The following is an 18829-nucleotide window of genomic DNA, read 5'->3' as shown; positions in this document are numbered from 1 at the left end:
ATGAACGACCAATCTGGCAGTAGATGGCCCCGTGAATACGGGGCTGACGAGCAAGCCTCCCTTCCCCATCCCCTGAAGGGCTGGCTCCGGGGCATCCTGGGAGGGCGCAGCGACACGACGCTGCGCGACACGATCGAGGAGCTGATCGAGGAGCGGCGCGAGACCGAAGGGTCGATCGCCGCCGACGAGCGGGTCCTCCTCGCCAACATCCTGAAGCTGCGCGACACGACCGTCGTCGACGCCATGGTGCCGCGCGCCGACATCGTCGCGGTGGACGCGGCGATCACGCTGCCGGATCTGATCGAGAAGATGGCGTCGGAGGCCCATTCGCGCCTGCCCGTCTACCGGGAGACGCTGGACGACGTGATCGGCTTCGTCCACATCAAGGACGTGCTGGCCTGCGTCGCCGAGAAGAAGCCGTTCCGGATGGCTGACATCGTCCGCGACGTGCTGATCGTCGCGCCGAGCATGCCGGTGCTGGACCTGCTGCTGCAGATGCGCCAGACGCGGCAGCACATCGCGCTGGTCGTCGACGAGTTCGGCGGCATCGACGGGCTGGTCACGATCGAGGACCTGGTCGAGGAGATCGTCGGCGAGATCGAGGACGAGCACGACGAGGAGGAGCCGCCGCTCCTGGTGAACCGGCCGGACGGCACGCTGCTCGCCGACGCCCGCCTACCGATCGAGGAGTTCATCGAGCAGGTCGGGCCGATCCTCGACCAGGAGGAGATGGACGACGTCGACACCCTGGGCGGCCTGGTCTTCGCGCTGGCGGGCCGGGTCCCGACCCGGGGCGAGCTGCTGAAACACCCCTCGGGACTGGAATTCGAGGTCGTCGAGGCCGACCCCCGGCGCATCAAGCGGTTGCGGGTGCGCAACCTCCCGGACACGACGCGGCCGGCCGACGACGCGGCCGCTTCCGGCTGAGAACGCCACGAAGAGCCGGCCGGAGGGGCACGCCCCCACGCGCGGCGGAGGACTGGAAACGGTGACGGTCGGAACCGGTATCGCGACGGGACGCGAAGCCGCGCGCGCGGCGCCCGCGCCGCCGCTCGGGCGGCTCGCGGCGGCCATCGCCGCCCTGCGGGGCTGGCGGCGCCTCGCCCTCTCCTTCGCCCTCGGCGCGCTTGCCACGCTCGCGCTGCCCCCCGCCCACGCCGTTCCCGTGCTCGCGGCCGCGGTGCCGGCGCTGCTCTGGCTGCTGTCGGGCGCGCACACGAAGCGGCAGGCCTTCGCCATCGGCTGGGCGTTCGGGTTCGGCCATTTCCTGTTCGGGCTCTACTGGATCTCCTTCGCGCTGCTGACGGACGCGGAGCGGTACTGGTGGATGATGCCGTTCGCGGCGGCGGGGCTTCCGGCGGTGCTGGCGACGTTCCCGGCGCTCGCCACCCTCGGCCTGCACGTCCTGCCGCTGCGCGGCCTCGCGCGCGTGCTCGCCTTCGGGGTGCTGTGGACCTCGGCGGAATGGCTGAGGGGCCACGTCTTCACCGGCTTTCCCTGGAACCTCGTCGGCTATTCCTGGGTCGGCTTCGAGCCGGTCCTGCAGACCGCGGCCCATGTCGGGGTCTACGGCCTGGGCCTGCTGACGGTGACGGCGGCGGCGCTGCCGGCCTTGTTCGGCGAGGCCGGGGTCGCGCGACGGCGCGCCTGGGCCGCCGCCGCCGCCGCGCTCGCCGGCATCGCGGTGCTGGCGGCGCACGGGGCCTGGCGGCTCTCGACCGCGCCGGCGGAAATGGTCGAGGGCGTCCGCCTGCGCATCGTCCAGCCCAACATCGACCAGCGGCTGAAATGGGCGCCGGGCCAGCGCGAGGCCAATTTCCAGCGCCATCTCGACCTTGCGGCGCAGCCCGGCGACCGCCCGGTGACCCACGTGATCTGGCCGGAGACGGCGGTGCCCTTCCTGATCGAGCAGGACATGGCGCTCCGGCTGGCCGTCGCGGCGGTCACGCCGCCCGGCGGCCTGACGCTGACCGGCGCGCCGCGCGTTGAAGGCCCCGCCGACCGGCGGGAATTCCGCAACAGCATGATCGCGCTCGACGGTGCCGGCGAGGTCGCGGGCATCTACGACAAGGCCCATCTGGTGCCGTTCGGCGAGTACATGCCCCTGCGCCGCTGGGTGCCGCTGCCCGCCGTCGCCGCGGCGAACGGCGACTTCACCCCCGGTTCCGGCATCAGGACGATGCGGCTGCCCGGCCTGCCGTCGTTCAGCCCGCTGATCTGCTACGAGGTGATCTTCCCCGGCGCCGTCGCCGCTCCCGGCGACCGCCCGGAATGGTTGCTGAACCTGACCAACGACGCCTGGTACGGCATCAGCGCCGGCCCCCACCAGCATTTCGCGATCTCGCGGGTGCGGGCGGTCGAGGAAGGGCTGCCGCTGGTCCGCGCGGCCAACACCGGCATCTCCGGCGTCGTCGACGCCCATGGCCGCGTCGTCGCCCGGCTCGGCCTCGGGGAAACCGGCGTCGTCGACGCGCCGCTGCCCGCGGCCGCTGCCCCGACCCTATACTCCCGATACGGGGATGCGCTATTGGTGGTAATGCTTTTTATTCAAGGGGTTTTCGCAACCCTGGCTCGACATGGCCGCTGAAGTGCACACATATATTTGTATGCGCGTGCACGTCCCTGCGGCCATACCAACCATTGACTGCATACCCGTGCGTGCCTGATAAGTTAGAGACAATTTTTTCCAACAGGGGTTTGCGCATGCAGCCACAAACGAGAGGCCGCCGGGGCGTCGGCGGACGGCCGCGGACGGGAAAGCCGAACCCGATCGACGTCCATGTCGGGTCGCGGGTCCGTCTTCGCCGCACGCTCCTCGGGATGAGCCAGGAAAAGCTCGGCGAAGCCATCGGCCTGACGTTCCAGCAGGTGCAGAAATACGAGCGCGGCGCGAACCGCATCGGCGCCAGCCGGCTGTTCGACCTCAGCCGCGTGCTCGACGTCCCGGTGTCGTTCTTCTTCGACGACATGCCGGTCGACCAGGAGAGCTATCCGCTCGACCAGGCCGCCTCCGCCGAGGTCGAGCGCCAAGCCGGGTTCGAGCCCGATCCGATGGCCAAGCGCGAGACGCTCGAACTCGTGCGCGCCTACTACCGCATCACGGACCCCCAGGTCCGCAAGCGGATCTTCGAGCTGACGAAGTCCGTGGCGAACGCGGCCCAGGCCGCATCGGACTGAACGCGGCCCAGGCCGCATCGGACTGAACGCGGCCCAGGCCGCATCGGACCGAACGCGGCCCAGTCCGCATCGGACCGAACCGGCCGGGATCGCGGCCCCGTCCGGTACCGGCCGGACGGGCGCCGAGGCACGTCCCGGCTTGACCGGGCCCGGCCGCTCTTGCGAGAAGACGCCTGCGCGGCGGTTCCGGCGCGCCGGACGGACCCCGTCCGCACCCAACCTTCCCGCCGGGGCAAGCCGTGGCGAAAGACAGCTATTCCTCCACGGGCTCCTCGACGGCTTCCCTGACGGGCGCTCCGGCCGACAAGGTCTTCGGCCGCCGCCACGGACGCAAGCTCCGCCGGCACAAGAGCGCGCTCGTCGAAACCCTCCTGCCGCGCCTGCGCGTCTCCCTGCCTGCCCCCTTGCCCGGCCCGGGCGCCCGCCTGGACCCCCGGTCGCTGTTCGAGCGCCCGCCGGCGGAGGTCTGGCTCGAAGTCGGCTTCGGCGGCGGCGAGCATCTGGCGTGGCAGGCCGCCGCGCATCCCGGGATCGGCATGATCGGCTGCGAACCCTTCGTCAACGGGGTCGCGAGCCTGCTGAGCCACGTCGAGGTCGGCGGGCTCGCCAATGTCCGCATCCACGACGACGACGCGCGCCCGCTGATCGACGCGCTCGCGGACGCGTCCGTCGGCCGCTGCTTCATCCTCTTCGCCGACCCCTGGCCGAAGGTCCGCCACCATCGCCGCCGCTTCGTCGGCCCCGCCAACCTGCCCCGGCTCGCGCGCGTGCTGGCGGACGGCGCGGAACTGCGGCTGGCCAGCGACGACCCGTCCCTGGTTTCCTGGATGCTCGAGCACACCTGGCGGCACCCGGATTTCGAATGGCTGGCGCGCGGGCCCGCGGACTGGCAGACGCGTCCGGAGGACTGGCCGCAGACGCGCTACGAAGCGAAGGCGATCGAAGCGGGACGGACGCCGGTATTCCTGAGATTCCGCAGGCGCGCGCGCCCTTGAGGCGAAGACGACGCCGCGACGAGGAAAAAGCCTTGCCCGTCGCGGTGGAATGGCTATATTTTCACCCGTGATCCCATACGATCCGACGGGCAGGGAACCCCTAGCCCGGTGGATCGCTGTCGGGTGGGCCAACGGCCCGCCTTTTTTGTTTTTTGGCGAATCGGGTCTTCAGTCTGAGTGGCATGGACGCAACCGAACGGATCAGGCAGATCATCGCACCCGCGGTGGAAGACATGGGCTACGAAGTCGTGCGGGTCCAGATCTCCGGCACCCAGCGGCCCGTCCTGCAGGTGATGGCCGAACGGACGGACGGCGAGGCGATGACGGTTGACGACTGCGCGGACATCAGCCGCGCGGTTTCGGCGCTTCTCGACGTCGAGGATCCGATCAAGGGTGCATACACGCTCGAAGTCAGCTCGCCGGGGATCGATCGGCCGCTGACCCGGCTGAAGGACTACGACCGGTTCGCCGGTTTCGAGGCGCGGATCGAGACCCGCTTCCCGATCGAGGGCCGCAAGCGCTTCCGCGGCCATATCCGGGGCACGCAGGACGAGCGCGTCAGGGTGGAGACGCAGGAGGGAGCGGTCGAGATCCCCTACGATACCATCCAGAAGGCGAAGCTGATCCTGACCGACGAGTTGATCGACGCCAGCACCAAGCCGCAACACTAGCGACGACCGCCACCGGCCGCAGACCGAGGCCGCCGGTCCGATCCCAGAAGAACGCCAGGAACATCCGGAATGGAACTGCTACAAGTCGCCGATGCGGTTGCCCGCGAAAAGAGCATCGACCGGGACGAGGTCCTCGAGGCGATGGAGCAGGCGATCCAGAAGGCCGGCCGCTCCAAATACGGGCACGAGCACGACATCCGCGCGCATATCGACCGCAAGACCGGCGACATCCGGCTGGTGCGCTGCATGGAGGTGGTCGAAGCCGTCGAGAACGAGGCGACGCAGCTGACCCTCGACGACGCGCGGCGGGTCAAGACCGACGCGACGCTCGGCGACCTGCTGACGGACGAGCTGCCGCCGATCGATTTCGGCCGGATCGCCGCGCAGACCGCCAAGCAGGTGATCGTCCAGAAGGTGCGCGAGGCCGAGCGCCAGCGCCAGTACCGGGAGTACAAGGACCGCGTCGGCGAGATCGTCAACGGGCTGGTCAAGCGCGTCGAGTACGGCAACGTGACGGTCGACCTCGGCCGGGCCGAGGCGGTGCTCCGGCGCGACGAGCTGCTCCCGCGCGAGCATTTCAAGAACGGCGACCGCGTGCGCGCGTACATCTACGACGTCCGCCAGGAGGCGCGCGGGCCGCAGATCTTCCTGTCCCGCACCCATCCCGCCTTCATGGCGAAGCTGTTCTCCCAGGAAGTGCCGGAGATCTACGACGGCATCATCGAGATCAAGGCGGTGGCGCGCGACCCCGGCTCGCGGGCCAAGATCGCCGTGGTCAGCCACGACAGCTCCATCGACCCGGTCGGCGCCTGCGTCGGCATGCGCGGCTCGCGCGTGCAGGCCGTGGTCGGCGAGCTGCAGGGCGAGAAGATCGACATCATCCCGTGGTCGGGCGATCCCGCCACCTTCGTGGTCAACGCGCTCGCCCCGGCCGAGGTGACGAAGGTCGTCCTCGACGAGGAGAGCAAGCGCATCGAGGTCGTCGTCCCCGACGACCAGCTCAGCCTGGCGATCGGCCGCCGCGGCCAGAACGTCCGGCTGGCGAGCCAGCTCACCGGCTGGGACATCGACATCATGACCGAGGCCGAGGAATCGGAGAAGCGCTCGGAGGAAATGAAGACGCGCAGCCAGCTCTTCATCGACGCGCTGGACGTGGACGACGTCATTGCCCATCTACTGGTGGCCGAAGGGTTCACCTCGGTCGAGGAGATCGCCTTCGTCGAGACGGAGGAGCTGGCCGAGATCGAGGGCTTCGACGAGGACGTGGCCGACGAGCTCAAGGAACGCGCCCGGGTCTATCTCGACGAGCAGGACCGGGTGCTCACGGAACGGCGCCAGGAGCTGGGCGTCAGCGAGGAAGTGGCGGAGCTCGACGGGCTCACCCCCTCCATGCTGGTCAAGCTCGGCGAGAACGGCGTCAAGACGCTCGACGACCTCGGCGACCTCGCCGGCGACGAGCTTCGGGACCTCGTCGGCAAGGATGCGCTGAGCACCGCCGACGCCAACGACATCATCATGGCTGCCCGTGCCCACTGGTTCTCCGACGAGACCGACGGCACGCTCGGTGCGCAGTCCAACGCGTGACGCTCGGGAGCGAGTTTCGATAGGGAATGGTCGTACAGGGCGAATTCGACACGACGGACGAGCCGGAAGCCATCGGCGGGCGCGCGAGCCCGCTGCGGCGGTGCATCGTGACCGGCGAGGTGCGCACGAAGGACGGGATGATCCGGTTCGTCGTGGCACCCGACGGGTCGGTCGTGCCCGATGTCGAGGAGCGGCTGCCCGGCCGCGGCCACTGGGTCGCAGCGGACCGGGCGGCACTGGCGAAGGCCGTCTCGAAGAACCTCTTCTCCAAGGCCGCGCGCCGGCCCGTCCGGGCGGGCCCGGACCTGCCGGACCGGGTCGCGGGCCTGCTGCGCGAGCGTTGCCTGGAGCTGCTGGGCCTCGCCCGGCGCGGCGGGCAGGCGGTCGCGGGGTTCGAGAAGGTGCGGGAGCTGCTGAAGTCCGGTGGCGCCGCGATGCTGCTGGCGGCGGTGGACGGGGCGGAAGACGGCCGGTCCAAGCTGCGGGCGCTGGCACCCGGCCTGCCCGTCGCGGAACTGTTCGAGGCCTCGGCCATGGGCGCAGCCCTGGGCCGGGACCTCGCGGTCCACGTGGCGCTCGCGCCGGGCCGCCTGACTGAACGCCTTCTGGCGGAATGCCACCGGTACGCCGGGTTCGCCCCGGGCCAGGTATCGAATATTCAGCTCCGGACCAGCGCCGGAGATCGGAATCAAACGACGAACTAGTCGGACACAGATGACTGACACGAACGACCAGGACCGCAAGAAAGTGCTGAGCCTCGGCAACCGGGGCAAGCTGGAGCTGAAGAAGACCGTCGACGCCGGATCGGTGCGGCAGAGCTTCTCCCATGGGCGGTCCAAGACCGTGACGGTCGAGGTCAAGCGCAAACGGACCTTGGAAAAAGGCGCCGTCCCGGGGATCGCGGACGGCGGCGCCGCCGCGCGCCGGGCTGCCGAGGGCCTGCCGGCCAAGCCCGGCCAGGGAGGCCGCGGCCAGCGCGGCGCCCCGCCGGTGCGCCAGCTCACCCGCGAAGAGCGCGACGCGAGGCTGCGCGCGCTGCAGGGCGCCATCCGCTCGGAAGAGGAGCGCCGCCAGATCGAGGCGGAGCTCGCGGCCGAGCAGGTCCTGATCGAGGACGAGGAGCTGGTCGAGCCGGAGCCGGAACCGATCCTCGACTCCGAATCGCTGCGCGAGCGCGAGATGGAGGAGCTGCGCAGCATCCAGGCGGCCGAGCGTCAGGCGGCCGAGGAGGCCGAGCGCCGCCGCCAGGAAGAGGAGGCCAAGCGCCGCGAGGCCGAGGCCGCCCGGCGCAAGCCCGAGGACGACAGGAAGCGCGCGGCTGGCGCGACGACGCCGGCCGCCGAGACGACGGCCCCGGCCGCCGTGCCCGGCCGCCCGCGCGCCGAGGAGGAGGAGGACGACCAGCCCCGGCGCAAGACCGGAGCCGGCCGCCCCGCGGCCGCCAAGCCGAGCAGCGTCGCGCCCAAGGCCAAGACGAACCAGGGGCGCCGCGGCGGCGGCAAGCTGACCCTCACCCAGGCGCTGAACGCCGACGAGAGCGAGCGGACGCGGTCCATCGCCTCCCTGCGCCGGGCGCGCGAGCGCGAACGGCAGAGGCTCGCGAGCCGACAGGAGACGCTCAAGGTGACCCGCGACGTCGTGATCCCCGAGGCGATCACGGTCCAGGAGCTGTCGAACCGCATGGCGGAACGCGGCGCGGACGTGATCAAGTCGCTGATGCGCATGGGCGTGATGGCGACCATCAACCAGTCCATCGACGCCGACACGGCCGAGCTGGTCGTGGCCGAGTTCGGCCACCGCTCCCGCCGCGTGTCGGAAGCCGACGTGGAGCTGGGCCTGCGCAGCGAGGAGAGCAATCCGGACCTCATGCGCTCGCGCGCCCCGGTCGTCACGGTCATGGGCCATGTCGACCACGGCAAGACCTCGCTGCTCGACGCGCTGCGCGAGACCGACGTCGCGGCCCGCGAGGCCGGCGGCATCACGCAGCACATCGGCGCCTACCAGGTCGTGCTCAAGTCCGGCGCGCGGATCACCTTCATCGACACGCCGGGCCACGCCGCCTTCACCGAGATGCGGGCCCGCGGCGCCAACGTCACCGACGTGGTCGTGCTGGTGGTCGCCGCCGACGACGGGATCATGCCCCAGACGGTCGAGGCCATCCACCACGCCAAGGCGGCCAAGGTTCCGATCATCGTCGCGATCAACAAGAGCGACCTGCCGGACGCCAATCCGCAGCGGGTGCGCCAGGAGCTGCTGCAGCACGAGCTGGTGGTCGAGGAGCTTGGCGGCGACATCCTCGCGGTCGACGTCTCGGCCAAGACCCGCCTGAACCTGGAGCGGCTGGAGGAGGCCATCCTCCTGCAGGCCGAGATCCTGGAGCTGAAGGCCAACCCCGAGCGCACCGGCGAAGGCGTCGTGATCGAGGCGAAGCTCGAGCGCGGCCGCGGCTCGGTCGCGACCGTCCTGGTCCAGCGCGGCACGCTGCGCGTCGGCGACGCGTTCGTCGCCGGCAGCGAGTGGGGCAAGGTGCGCGCCCTCGTGAACGACCGCGGCCAAGCCGTCCAGGACGCGCCGCCGGCGACCCCGGTCGAGGTGCTGGGCCTGAGCGGGACGCCGCTGGCCGGCGACGACTTCACCGTCGTCGAGAACGAGGCCCGGGCCCGCGAGATCGCCGAGTTCCGTCAGCGCAAGAAGCGCGAGGCGGCGAACGCGGCGACGCGCGGCACGCTCGAGCAGATGTTCAACCGGATCCAGGCCGGCGAGGTCAAGGAACTGCCGATCGTCATCAAGGGCGACGTGCAGGGGTCGATCGAGGCGATCTCGGGCGCCCTGGAGAAGCTCGCGGGCGACAACACCGAGGTCAAGGTCCGCGTCCTCCACAGCTCGGTCGGCGCGATCAACGAGTCGGACGTCACGCTGGCGAACGCGTCGAAGGCGATGATCATCGGCTTCAACGTGCGCGCCAACCCGCAGGCCCGCGACATGGCCCGCCGGGACGGCATCGACATCCGGTACTACTCCGTGATCTACGACGTCATCGACGACGTGAAGCAGGCGCTGACCGGCATGCTGTCGCCGACCCTGCGCGAGCGCTTCCTGGGCCATGCCGAGATCCGGGACGTGTTCAACATCACGAAGGTCGGCAAGGTCGCCGGCTGCTTCGTCACCGACGGCGTGGTCAAGCGCGGTGCCGGCGTCCGGCTGCTGCGCGACAACGTCGTGATCCACACCGGCACGCTCAAGACCCTCAAGCGCTTCAAGGACGAAGTGCGCGAGGTGCGCGAGGGTTACGAGTGCGGCATGGCGTTCGAGAACTACGACAACATCCAGAACGGCGACGTCATCGAGGCCTACGAGATAGAAGAGGTCGCCCGGCAGCTCTGACCGCCGGGCGGGGCCGGCGGCGCATGCCGCCGCCGGCCTCCCTTTCTTCCAGGACACCGCCGGCGGCGGCCCCGCGCCCCTTCGTCCGCACGGCCCCGCCTGCACGCTCACGCCTGCACGGCCGCGATCGGCGGACGCCGCCTTCGCGAAGGATTTTTTGACAGATGGCATCCAGAAAAGACGCACAGCGGCGCCAGGGCCGCGCGCCATCGCAGCGCCAGCTCCGGGTCGGCGAGGAACTGCGCCACGTCCTGGCCGAGGTCCTCCAGCGCGGCGATTTCCGCGACCCGACGCTGCATAGCATGAACGTCACCGTGACGGAGGTGCGCGTCAGCCCCGACCTGCGGAACGCCACGGCCTTCGTCACGCCGCTCGGCGGCGGCGGCGATCCGGCCGAGACGGTGGCCGCGCTGCGTCGCGCCGCCCCCTTCTTCCGCAGCCAGGTCGCGAAGGCGATGCGGCTGCGCCACGCGCCGACGATCGGCTTCGAGCCCGACACCTCCTTCGACTACGCGGGCCATATCGGCACCCTGCTCCAGAATCCGGACGTGCGCCGCGACCTCGGCCGCGAACCCGGCGGCGACATCGGCCGCGGACCCGGCGGCGACATCGATGAGCCTGAGGCCCTGGAACCCGGCGCGGAGGAGTTCGACGAGGAAGAAGAGCGCGACGACGAGGAAGGGCGGGACGGGGGCGTCCGTGGCGCGTAGGCGCAAGGGCCGGCCGATCCATGGCTGGCTCGTCGTCGACAAGCCGTTGGGCCTGACCTCGACGCAGGCGATGGCGAAGGCCCGGCACCTCCTCGGCGCCGAGAAGGCGGGCCACGGGGGCACTCTCGACCCGCTCGCGACGGGCGTGCTCCCGATCGCCTTCGGCGAGGCGACCAAGACGGTCGCCTATGCGATGGACGGCACCAAGACCTACCGGTTCCGCGTCCGCTGGGGCGAAGCGACCCCGACCGACGACTGCGAAGGCGAGGTCGTCGCCACCAGCCCCGTCCGGCCGACGGAAGCGGAGATCGAGGCGGCGCTGGAGGGCTTCGTCGGCGAGATCGAGCAGGTGCCGCCGCGCTTCTCCGCGATCAAGCTGGAAGGCGCGCGCGCCTACGACCTCGCCCGCGCCGGCGAGGTCGTGGAACTGGCGGCGCGACGGGTCCGCATCGACGCATTCCACCTCGTCGGCGTGCCCGACCGGGACCATGCCGACTTCGAGGTCGATTGCGGGAAGGGCACCTATGTCCGCTCGCTCGCCCGCGACCTGGCGCTGGCACTCGGCACTCTCGGCCACGTCACGCTGCTGCGCCGGCTGGCGGTCGGCCGCTTCACGCTGGACCGCGCGATTTCTCTGGACGATCTCGCGGCTTTGGAGCAAGGTGCGGCGCTCGAACGAGTCCTGCTTCCCGTAGAGACCGCGCTGGACGACATCCCGGCGCTGGCCCTGACGGAGCCGGAAGCGCATCGACTGAGACTGGGCCAGGCGGTGGCGTTGCTGCGGCGCCAGGATCGGGAACGGCTGGACAGGCTGAATTCCGATCCGGCGGGCAACGGCGCCGTCGTATTAGCTGTTTGCGACGGCAAACCGGTAGCGTTGGTCCGTGTCGAAGGGGCGGAGGTCCGCCCGATGCGCGTATTGAACCTCTAGGCTGGAGACCACGATGTCGATCACTGCTGAGCGCAAGCAGACGCTCGTCGGCGAATACAAGACGAATGAGGGCGACACCGGTTCGCCCGAGGTGCAGGTCGCGATCCTGTCCGAGCGGATCAGGAACCTGACCGAGCACATGCAGACCCACAAGAAGGACTTCCACAGCCGCCGCGGCCTGCTGATGATGGTCGGCCAGCGCCGCCGCCTGCTGGACTACCTCAAGGGCAAGGACCAGGGCCGCTACGAGACGCTGATCGGCCGGCTGGGCCTGCGCCGCTGAGCGGCGACCGGGTACGGTGATCAGCTCGTCGCCTTTCGCCCCGACGACCCGCAGGATGGACCGCGCCCGCGATGGCGGGCGCGACACCGGGGCCGTCGCGGTAGCGGAAGGCGGCGGCTCCGCCGGGGACGTGCCCCGGCGGCATTCCATGCATCGGATTTCATGCAGTCATCTGGCCGGCCCGCAGTCGCGGGACCGGCCGTTTTCGTATTTTCACGCGGGATGAGACGACGGAGAACCGCGGGCCCGATCGCCCAATCCGGGGCGGCCGGGTGTCGGATGGAAGGAAGCAAAGATGTTCAATGTCTATCGTAAGGAACTCGACTGGGGCGGGCGCAAGCTGGTGCTGGAGACCGGCAAGATCGCTCGGCAGGCCGACGGCGCGGTGCTGGTCACCTACGGCGAGACGACCGTCCTGTGCACGGCCGTGTTCCAGAAGACCGCCAAGCCGGGGATCGACTTCTTTCCCCTGACGGTCAACTACCAGGAGAAGACCTTCGCCGCGGGTAAGATCCCGGGCGGCTTCTTCAAGCGCGAGGGCCGTCCCTCGGAGAAGGAGACGCTGGTCAGCCGCCTGATCGACCGTCCGATCCGTCCCCTGTTCGTCAGCGGCTTCCGGAACGAGACGCAGGTGGTCTGCACGGTTCTCAGCCACGACCTCGAGAACGACCCGGACATCGTCGCCATGATCGGCGCCTCGGCGGCGCTGACGATCTCGGGCGTGCCCTTCCTCGGCCCCGTCGGCGCCGCCCGCGTCGGCTACAGGAACGGCGCGTTCGTGCTGAACCCGACCCAGGACCAGATGGAGGACATCGACCTCGACCTGGTCGTCGCCGGCACCACCGAAGGCGTGCTGATGGTCGAGTCGCAGGCGAAGGAGCTGCCCGAGGACGTGATGCTGGGCGCCGTCATGTTCGGCCACCAGCACTTCCAGCCGGTCATCGAGGCGATCATCGGCCTTGCCGAGCAGGCCGCCAAGGAACCCTGGGACATGCCGGCGCCGTCCTACGACGCCGAGGCGGTCAAGCGCCGCGTCACCGAGGTGGTCGGCGACGACGTCCGCGCCGCCTACCGCGAGACGCTGAAGCAGGCGCGCCACGAGAAGCTGAGCGCGGCCAAGGTCAAGGCGCTCGAGACGCTGATGGCCGAGGAGATCGCACCCGAGGCGATCGCCTCCTCCTTCAAGGCGGCCGAGGCCGACGTCCTGCGCGGCTCGGTGCTGGAGACCGGCAAGCGCATCGACGGCCGCGGCACCGCCGACATCCGGCCGATCGTCTCGGAGGTCGGGGTGCTGCCCCGCACCCACGGCTCGGCCCTGTTCACGCGCGGCGAGACCCAGGCGCTGGTCGTGACCACGCTCGGCACCAGCCAGGACGAGCAGATCATCGACGCGCTCGAGGGCGAGTACCGCGAGAGCTTCATGCTCCACTACAACTTCCCGCCCTACTCCGTCGGCGAGGCCGGCCGCATGGGCTCGCCGGGCCGGCGCGAGATCGGCCATGGCAAGCTCGCCTGGCGCGCGGTGCGCCCGCTGGTGCCGAGCAAGGAGCAGTTCCCCTACACGCTGCGGGTCGTCTCGGAGATCACGGAGTCCAACGGCTCGTCCTCGATGGCGACCGTCTGCGGCACCTCGCTGTCGCTGATGGATGCCGGCGTCCCGCTGCCGCGCCCGGTCGCCGGCATCGCGATGGGCCTGATCAAGGAGCAGGAGCGCTACGCGGTCCTGTCCGACATCCTCGGCGACGAGGACCATCTCGGCGACATGGACTTCAAGGTGGCCGGCACCGAGAAGGGCATCACCGCGCTGCAGATGGACATCAAGATCACCTCGATCACCGAGGAGATCATGCGCATCGCGCTCGGCCAGGCCCGTGACGGCCGCATGCACATCCTGGGCGAGATGGGCAAGGCCCTGGGCGGCGCCCGTGAGGCCGTGAACCAGAACGCCCCGCGCATCACCGTGATCAACATCCCGAAGGAGAAGATCCGCGACGTGATCGGCTCGGGCGGCAAGGTGATCCGGGAGATCGTGGAGCAGACCGGCGCGAAGATCGACATCGACGACGACGGCACGGTCAAGGTCGCGGCCGTCGACGGCAAGGCGAGCCAGGCGGCGATCGACTGGATCCGCGGCATCGTCGCCGAGCCGGAGATCGGCCAGATCTACACGGGCAAGGTCGTGAAGGTCGTCGATTTCGGCGCCTTCGTGAACTTCCTCGGCTCGCGCGACGGGCTGGTCCACATCTCCGAGCTGAAGGCCGAGCGGGTCGGCAAGGTGGCCGACATCGTCAAGCAGGGCGACGAAGTCAAGGTCAAGGTGCTGGGCTTCGACGACCGCGGCAAGGTGAAGCTGTCGATGAAGGTCGTCGACCAGGAGACCGGCGCCGACCTGTCCAAGACGGCCGAAGGCTGATCGCGGCGCCGGCAACCGAGCAACACGAACCCTGAGCGTTTCCGGTTCATCCGGAAGCGCCCAGGGCGGCCGCCAGGCGGCATCCGGCCACGGAAAAGGCCTTCCGGAATACCGGGTCCGCGAGGCGGCGGACTCCTGCCGGCCGATGTCGCGCTCCGACTACTCCCAGAACCCGGGCTACTCCAGTCGACAGCCCATGGAACCGCTCGCTTCCATTCCCCGACACCGCGGATAGCTCGGCAACCGAGGAACTGAAAACGAAGCTCCGCGCCCATGTTTTGATTCCCCCCGCAACGTTTCGCCGCGTTGCGGGCTGCGATAGGATGATGGTTCCTGAACGGCAGATCGGCCATGCGCGACGCTACCGGTATCGGCCAAATCCATCTCTGGCGCGGCGGCAGCCTGTGGATCGGTCGAAGCGGCAAGCCGGCGGACTTTCACCAGCACCACGCCATTCAGATCTGCCTACCGCTCGAACCGGACCAATCCGTTGCCTTCGCGGGATACGAGGGCGTCTGGCGGCACTTCCGGGCTGCCCTGATCCCCTCTCACCATCGCCATGCCTTCGACGGCCGGGGCGCCGAAGTCGCAATGATTTTCACCGAGCCCGAATCGGTGCTCGGGCGCGCGATCCTGGCACGCTACGGAACCGAAGCCATCGCCGATCTCGAGGCGGGGGCTGCGGGTGGGCCGGCAGCTCTGGAATTGCGGCGCCTGTGGTCCGGACGCGCTGGCGGCAGCTCCTTGATCGCCGCCGCGCAGGCTGTCCTGACGTCGCTCGCAGGTGAGAATGCGCCGCGCTCGCTCGGTGTCGATCCTCGTGTCGTGCGAAGCATCGCGTGGCTTCGCGGGCGGCTCGACGGGCCGGTGACCCTGATCGAAGCCGCTGCTGCGGTCCGGCTGTCGCCCGGTCGTTACCGACACCTGTTCGTCGCCGAAACCGGGCTGCCATTCCGCGCATTCGTGCTTTGGCTGAGAATGGAGCGGGCGCTCCTGATCGTGGCGGATGGCGGGTCCTTGACGGACGCGGCGCACGCCGGAGGCTTTGCCGATCAGGCGCACATGAGCCGAACGTTCCGCAGCATGTTCGGCATCACGCCCTCGTCCTTCATCCGATTATAGCCCCTCCGTTCAAGTCGCCGCCGGCGGGTCGCGCCTATGTTTCGCCCGTCGCGGTCCGCGCGGGACCGCTCCTGCTCGAAGAGACCCGTACACATGTCTTCCTACGCCCACCCACTCCGGCGCTGGAGTTTGGCGCTCGCCGGCCTCGCCGTCGCCTCCACCCTTGCCGTCGCCGGCTGCGTGATGAGGACACCGCCTGCCGACCTGGATCTTGCCCGCTCCAGGAGCGCCGAAGCCGGCCGCTATGTCGTCACCGTCGCCCCGGCCTCGGATCCGATACCGCTGGGAAGCATGCATGCCTGGACCGTCGAGATCCGGACCCCCGACGGCCAGCCGGTCGAGGCGGCAAAGATCGTCGTCGATGGCGGTATGCCCCAGCACGGCCATGGGCTCCCGTCGCAGCCGGCCGTGACGCGCTATCTCGGCGACGGCCTCTACGCGCTGGAAGGCATGAAGTTCACCATGCCGGGCTGGTGGGTGCTCGAATTCGACGTTGAGGGAAAGAGCGGCCGCGACGGCGTGACGTTCAATCTCATGCTCTGAGGGCCGGCCATGCTCGGACTCACCCATGGGCTCGCTGCGCTGCTCGCCCTTGCGGGCTTGGCGCTCGCCCTCGATGGCGCCGTCGCACGCTCGGACCGGCCGATTTCCGAGGAGGAATGGCGGCTGATCCGACCCCTCGCCTTGGACCAGCTACCAGCCCCTCCCGCCGACCCGTCCAACCGCGTGGTCGAGGATCCGCGTGCGGCGGTGCTGGGCGAGGCCCTGTTCTTCGACGCGCGCTTCAGTTCGAGCGGCACGATCTCCTGCGCCACCTGCCACGTGCCGGAGAAGGGTTTCCAGGACGGCTTGCGGCTCGGCCAGGGCATCGGCACGACCGACCGCCGCACCATGCCGGTAGCTGGGATAGCCCACAGTCCCTGGCTTTTCTGGGACGGCCGCAAGGACAGCCTGTGGGCCCAGGCCCTGGGGCCGCTGGAAAGTGCCGTGGAGCATGGCGGCGACCGTACCCGCTACGCCCATCTCGTGGCCGCGCATTACCGCGAGTCCTACGAGACACTGTTCGGGGCGCTTCCCGCACTCGACCATCTACCGGCCGCCGCCGGACCCGTCGAGGAACCGGCCGCACGCGCCGCCTGGGACAGCATGACAGCAAAGGATCGCGAGACGGTTACCCACGTCTTCGTCAACTTGGGCAAGGCCATTGCCGCTTACGAGCGTCGCATCGGATTCGGCCCGTCCCGCTTCGACCGCTGGGTCAGCGCCTTCTCCGGTGATCCGGCCGAGGCGGCGGGTTTGTTGAGCGCGGACGAGTTCCAGGGCCTGAAGGTTTTCGTCGGCAAGGGCCAGTGCATCAACTGCCACAACGGCCCGCTCTTCACGGACAACCACTTCCACAACACCGGCGTCCCTCCTGTGGCGGGAATGCCCGCGGATCGCGGGCGCGCCGTAGGGGCGCTTCACGTGCGCGAAGATCCGTTCAACTGTCTCGGCCCCTACAGCGATGCGGCGCCCACCGACTGCGCCGAGCTGCGTTTCATGGCGTCGACGGGTGAGGATATGGAACGCGCCTTCAAGCCGCCCGCGCTTCGGGGGGGTCGCCGAGCGGCCGCCTTACATGCACGCCGGACAGTTCGCCACCCTGCGCGAGGTCCTCGACCACTATAACCGCGCCCCGAAAGCGTCGACCGGCCACAGCGAGTTGCGTCCGCTCGGATTGTCGGAGAAAGAACTCGGTCAGCTCGAGGCCTTCCTGCGAACCCTGTCCGGGCCGGCGGTCGTCGGCGCGCCGCCAGGGGAAGCGGCACGATGATCCACCCCCGCCGGAGCACAAAGAACCCCGCCTCCTTCGAGGCGGGGATTTTCCGTTCCGGTGCCCGGATGCCGAAGCTTACTCGGCAGCGCCGTGGGCCATCTTGGTGACGTTGGCGCCCAGGACCTGGATGTCGCCGGTCAGCTGGCCGCCGGCCTCGACCTCGAGCTCGCCGTAGCGGATCGAGCCGGTGATGCGGCCGGTCGCGCGCAGGCGCAGGCGGCCGCGCACGCTGATGTCGCCCTCGAACCGGCCGGCGATGTCGGCCTCGTCGATCTCGACCGAACCCTTGAACAGGCCCGACTCGGCGATCTCGATGTTGCGGCCGTCGCGCAGCTTCGCCTCGACGGTCCCCTCGACGACCAGGACGTCGCAGGCGGTGATCTCACCGGACAGGGAGATGTCCCGGCCGACGATCAGCTTGCGCATGTCGGTCGCGGACCCGAGCGCGGCGCCGGCGGGCACGGCCGGCCCATCGTTACGGCGGGTGGGGCCGCCCGGGATCTCGACGACGCGGCGCGGGATCTCCGTCTTGAACGGCGAGGGGGAGGTGGGGTTCGCGGACGGCGTCTTGAAGGTCGACATATCGGGTTCCTTGTCGGCAAACGGGGAACGCGGCGGCGGCGGCTCGGAGGCCCCGGCAGTCACGATCGGTGCGGGCGGGCTCGCCGTACCGGCACCTTCGGATTTGACGTTTCCGCCGGACGGAGTCTTGCGTCGAAACATAGGCGGTGGCCCCCAAAGCAGGTCGTTGGATCGGCTGCTCTCGACACTAGATTAATATGGTTAACGGCTGATTACTCACCCTAAGCGGCCGCCCGCCCTGCCGAAGCCCAGCTCGGAATAGAAGACGTGGGCCATGAAGGCGCTCGCCACGACGGGAACCAGCAGATTGACGATCGGGATCGTGGAAAGGAAGGCGATCGCGAGCCCGGCCCAAAAAAGTCTCACCCCGTGCCGGCGCCGGAGCACGGTGGCGTCCTGCCTCGGCATCCGGCGAAACGAGACCAGCTCGAAATACTCCCGGCCGAGCAGATAGCCGTTCAGCAGATAGAACACGACCAGGTTCAGGGCCGGGACGAACAGATAGACCGGCAGCGCGAGCAGGTTGAGCCCCACCACGGTGGCCAGGAACCGCAGCGACAGCCCGATCGAGCGCGCCAGCCCCAGGCTCTCGGCCGGCGGCAGCCGGGGATAGTGCCGCCGCTCGACCGCGTCCACGACCTCGTCGAGCAGCAGGCCCGAGACGGCGATGACGATGGCCGGGAACATCAGATAGGCCAGGAACAGGGCGGCAAGGCCGCCCAGCACGTCGACGATGGCGTCGAGCCAGCCGATCGCGAACAGCTCCGTTCCCAGCAGCAGGAACCAGGCGGCCCCCGCGACCAGGAGGAAGCCTGCGACCGCGCCCAGGATGCCGAGCCACAGCACCCGGCGCACGGCCGGGTCGGAGAGCGCGCCGAAGGCGCGGAACAGCGAGGTCGGCATGGCGGTCCGGCTCCGATGGAATGCGCGTATGTAGCGGCATCCGGCCCGCTTCCACAAGTCGGCTTGACTTAGTTCCTATTTTGTTCCAGATTGTCCTACGCGCATTCGCAAGGAGCCGGCCCGTGACGCTCGACCCCCGCCAGGAACTGTTCTGCCGCCTGGTCGCCAACGGCGCCACTCCCGCCACCGCGGCGCGCATGATCGGCTACGCCGACCCGGCCGCGGGCGAGACGCTGCTGGCCGAGCCCGGCATGGGCG

General features: G+C 69.7%; 17 protein-coding genes. 15 read left to right on the top strand and 2 right to left on the bottom strand.

Going from position 1 to position 18829, the window contains the following annotated elements; translation table 11 throughout:
- The 15 genes from VGO20_RS13655 to VGO20_RS13585 all read left to right on the top strand — a co-directional run bounded on the left by VGO20_RS13655 (position 1) and on the right by VGO20_RS13585 (position 16938).
- Positions 1-927 carry a hemolysin family protein gene (locus tag VGO20_RS13655; RefSeq protein WP_327502909.1) on the top strand — a complete coding sequence of 309 codons (927 nt, stop codon included), beginning with the start codon at positions 1-3 and terminating at the stop codon, positions 925-927.
- A 61-nt stretch (positions 928-988) separates the two neighbouring features.
- Complete coding sequence (lnt, locus tag VGO20_RS13650) at positions 989-2587, top strand: apolipoprotein N-acyltransferase (RefSeq protein ID WP_327502908.1); 1599 nt, start codon at positions 989-991, stop codon at positions 2585-2587.
- Positions 2588-2703: 116 nt separating this feature from the next.
- Positions 2704-3177, top strand: a complete 474-nt coding sequence (locus VGO20_RS13645) for a helix-turn-helix domain-containing protein (RefSeq protein ID WP_327502907.1) — start codon at positions 2704-2706, stop codon at positions 3175-3177.
- A 284-nt stretch (positions 3178-3461) separates the two neighbouring features.
- Positions 3462-4172 (top strand): tRNA (guanine(46)-N(7))-methyltransferase TrmB, encoded by a 711-nt coding sequence (trmB, locus tag VGO20_RS13640; RefSeq protein WP_327502926.1) that lies wholly within the window; start codon positions 3462-3464, stop codon positions 4170-4172.
- A gap of 182 nt (positions 4173-4354) precedes the next feature.
- A complete protein-coding gene (gene rimP / locus VGO20_RS13635; RefSeq protein ID WP_414639815.1) occupies positions 4355-4843 on the top strand; it encodes a ribosome maturation factor RimP in 489 nt (162 codons plus the stop codon).
- A 69-nt stretch (positions 4844-4912) separates the two neighbouring features.
- Positions 4913-6427 carry a transcription termination factor NusA gene (gene nusA / locus VGO20_RS13630; RefSeq protein ID WP_327502905.1) on the top strand — a complete coding sequence of 505 codons (1515 nt, stop codon included), beginning with the start codon at positions 4913-4915 and terminating at the stop codon, positions 6425-6427.
- Between the two features lie 26 nt (positions 6428-6453).
- On the top strand, positions 6454-7131 hold the full coding sequence (locus VGO20_RS13625) for an RNA-binding protein (RefSeq protein ID WP_327502904.1): 678 nt from the start codon (positions 6454-6456) through the stop codon (positions 7129-7131).
- Between the two features lie 10 nt (positions 7132-7141).
- Entirely contained in the window at positions 7142-9811 is a 2670-nt protein-coding gene (infB, locus tag VGO20_RS13620; RefSeq protein ID WP_327502903.1) for a translation initiation factor IF-2, read from the top strand.
- Between the two features lie 164 nt (positions 9812-9975).
- Entirely contained in the window at positions 9976-10521 is a 546-nt protein-coding gene (gene rbfA, locus VGO20_RS13615) for a 30S ribosome-binding factor RbfA (RefSeq protein ID WP_327502902.1), read from the top strand.
- Positions 10511-11452 (top strand): tRNA pseudouridine(55) synthase TruB, encoded by a 942-nt coding sequence (gene truB / locus VGO20_RS13610; protein ID WP_327502901.1) that lies wholly within the window; start codon positions 10511-10513, stop codon positions 11450-11452. Before rbfA ends, truB begins: the two co-directional genes overlap by 11 nt.
- Positions 11453-11465: 13 nt before the next feature.
- Positions 11466-11735 carry a 30S ribosomal protein S15 gene (rpsO, locus tag VGO20_RS13605; protein ID WP_327502900.1) on the top strand — a complete coding sequence of 90 codons (270 nt, stop codon included), beginning with the start codon at positions 11466-11468 and terminating at the stop codon, positions 11733-11735.
- A 295-nt stretch (positions 11736-12030) separates the two neighbouring features.
- Positions 12031-14148 (top strand): polyribonucleotide nucleotidyltransferase, encoded by a 2118-nt coding sequence (pnp, locus tag VGO20_RS13600; protein ID WP_327502899.1) that lies wholly within the window; start codon positions 12031-12033, stop codon positions 14146-14148.
- A gap of 351 nt (positions 14149-14499) precedes the next feature.
- Positions 14500-15270: a helix-turn-helix transcriptional regulator gene (locus VGO20_RS13595; protein WP_327502898.1), complete on the top strand. Its 771-nt coding sequence runs from the start codon at positions 14500-14502 to the stop codon at positions 15268-15270.
- 129 nt (positions 15271-15399) lie between these two features.
- Positions 15400-15813, top strand: a complete 414-nt coding sequence (locus VGO20_RS13590; protein ID WP_327502897.1) for a FixH family protein — start codon at positions 15400-15402, stop codon at positions 15811-15813.
- A 9-nt stretch (positions 15814-15822) separates the two neighbouring features.
- Entirely contained in the window at positions 15823-16938 is a 1116-nt protein-coding gene (locus VGO20_RS13585; RefSeq protein WP_327502896.1) for a cytochrome-c peroxidase, read from the top strand.
- Between the two features lie 223 nt (positions 16939-17161).
- Here the strand turns inward: VGO20_RS13585 and VGO20_RS13580 are convergent, their stop codons facing one another.
- Entirely contained in the window at positions 17162-17668 is a 507-nt protein-coding gene (locus tag VGO20_RS13580) for a bactofilin family protein (RefSeq protein WP_327502895.1), read from the bottom strand.
- Positions 17669-17884: 216 nt separating this feature from the next.
- On the bottom strand, positions 17885-18571 hold the full coding sequence (locus VGO20_RS13575; protein WP_327502894.1) for an EI24 domain-containing protein: 687 nt from the start codon (positions 18569-18571) through the stop codon (positions 17885-17887).
- Between the last annotated feature and the right edge of the window lie 258 nt (positions 18572-18829).

The sequence above is a fragment of the Arenibaculum sp. genome, from assembly GCF_035998295.1.
Classification (GTDB): domain Bacteria; phylum Pseudomonadota; class Alphaproteobacteria; order Azospirillales; family Azospirillaceae; genus DASYHS01.
The sequence above is the reverse complement of the archived record's forward strand: the minus strand, read 5'-3'. Positions and strand labels throughout refer to the sequence as shown.

Bases quoted from the DNA above. Each gene is read 5' to 3' on its own strand.
- rbfA (WP_327502902.1), top strand. From the start codon at position 9,976: ATGGCATCCAGAAAAGACGCACAGCGGCGCCAGGGCCGCGCGCCATCG.
- pnp (WP_327502899.1), top strand. From the start codon at position 12,031: ATGTTCAATGTCTATCGTAAGGAACTCGACTGGGGCGGGCGCAAGCTG.
- rpsO (WP_327502900.1), top strand. From the start codon at position 11,466: ATGTCGATCACTGCTGAGCGCAAGCAGACGCTCGTCGGCGAATACAAG.
- VGO20_RS13595 (WP_327502898.1), top strand. From the start codon at position 14,500: ATGCGCGACGCTACCGGTATCGGCCAAATCCATCTCTGGCGCGGCGGC.
- VGO20_RS13625 (WP_327502904.1), top strand. From the start codon at position 6,454: ATGGTCGTACAGGGCGAATTCGACACGACGGACGAGCCGGAAGCCATC.
- VGO20_RS13585 (WP_327502896.1), top strand. From the start codon at position 15,823: ATGCTCGGACTCACCCATGGGCTCGCTGCGCTGCTCGCCCTTGCGGGC.
- rimP (WP_414639815.1), top strand. From the start codon at position 4,355: ATGGACGCAACCGAACGGATCAGGCAGATCATCGCACCCGCGGTGGAA.
- VGO20_RS13575 (WP_327502894.1), bottom strand. From the start codon at position 18,571: ATGCCGACCTCGCTGTTCCGCGCCTTCGGCGCGCTCTCCGACCCGGCC.
- nusA (WP_327502905.1), top strand. From the start codon at position 4,913: ATGGAACTGCTACAAGTCGCCGATGCGGTTGCCCGCGAAAAGAGCATC.
- VGO20_RS13655 (WP_327502909.1), top strand. From the start codon at position 1: ATGAACGACCAATCTGGCAGTAGATGGCCCCGTGAATACGGGGCTGAC.
- VGO20_RS13580 (WP_327502895.1), bottom strand. From the start codon at position 17,668: ATGTCGACCTTCAAGACGCCGTCCGCGAACCCCACCTCCCCCTCGCCG.
- infB (WP_327502903.1), top strand. From the start codon at position 7,142: ATGACTGACACGAACGACCAGGACCGCAAGAAAGTGCTGAGCCTCGGC.
- VGO20_RS13645 (WP_327502907.1), top strand. From the start codon at position 2,704: ATGCAGCCACAAACGAGAGGCCGCCGGGGCGTCGGCGGACGGCCGCGG.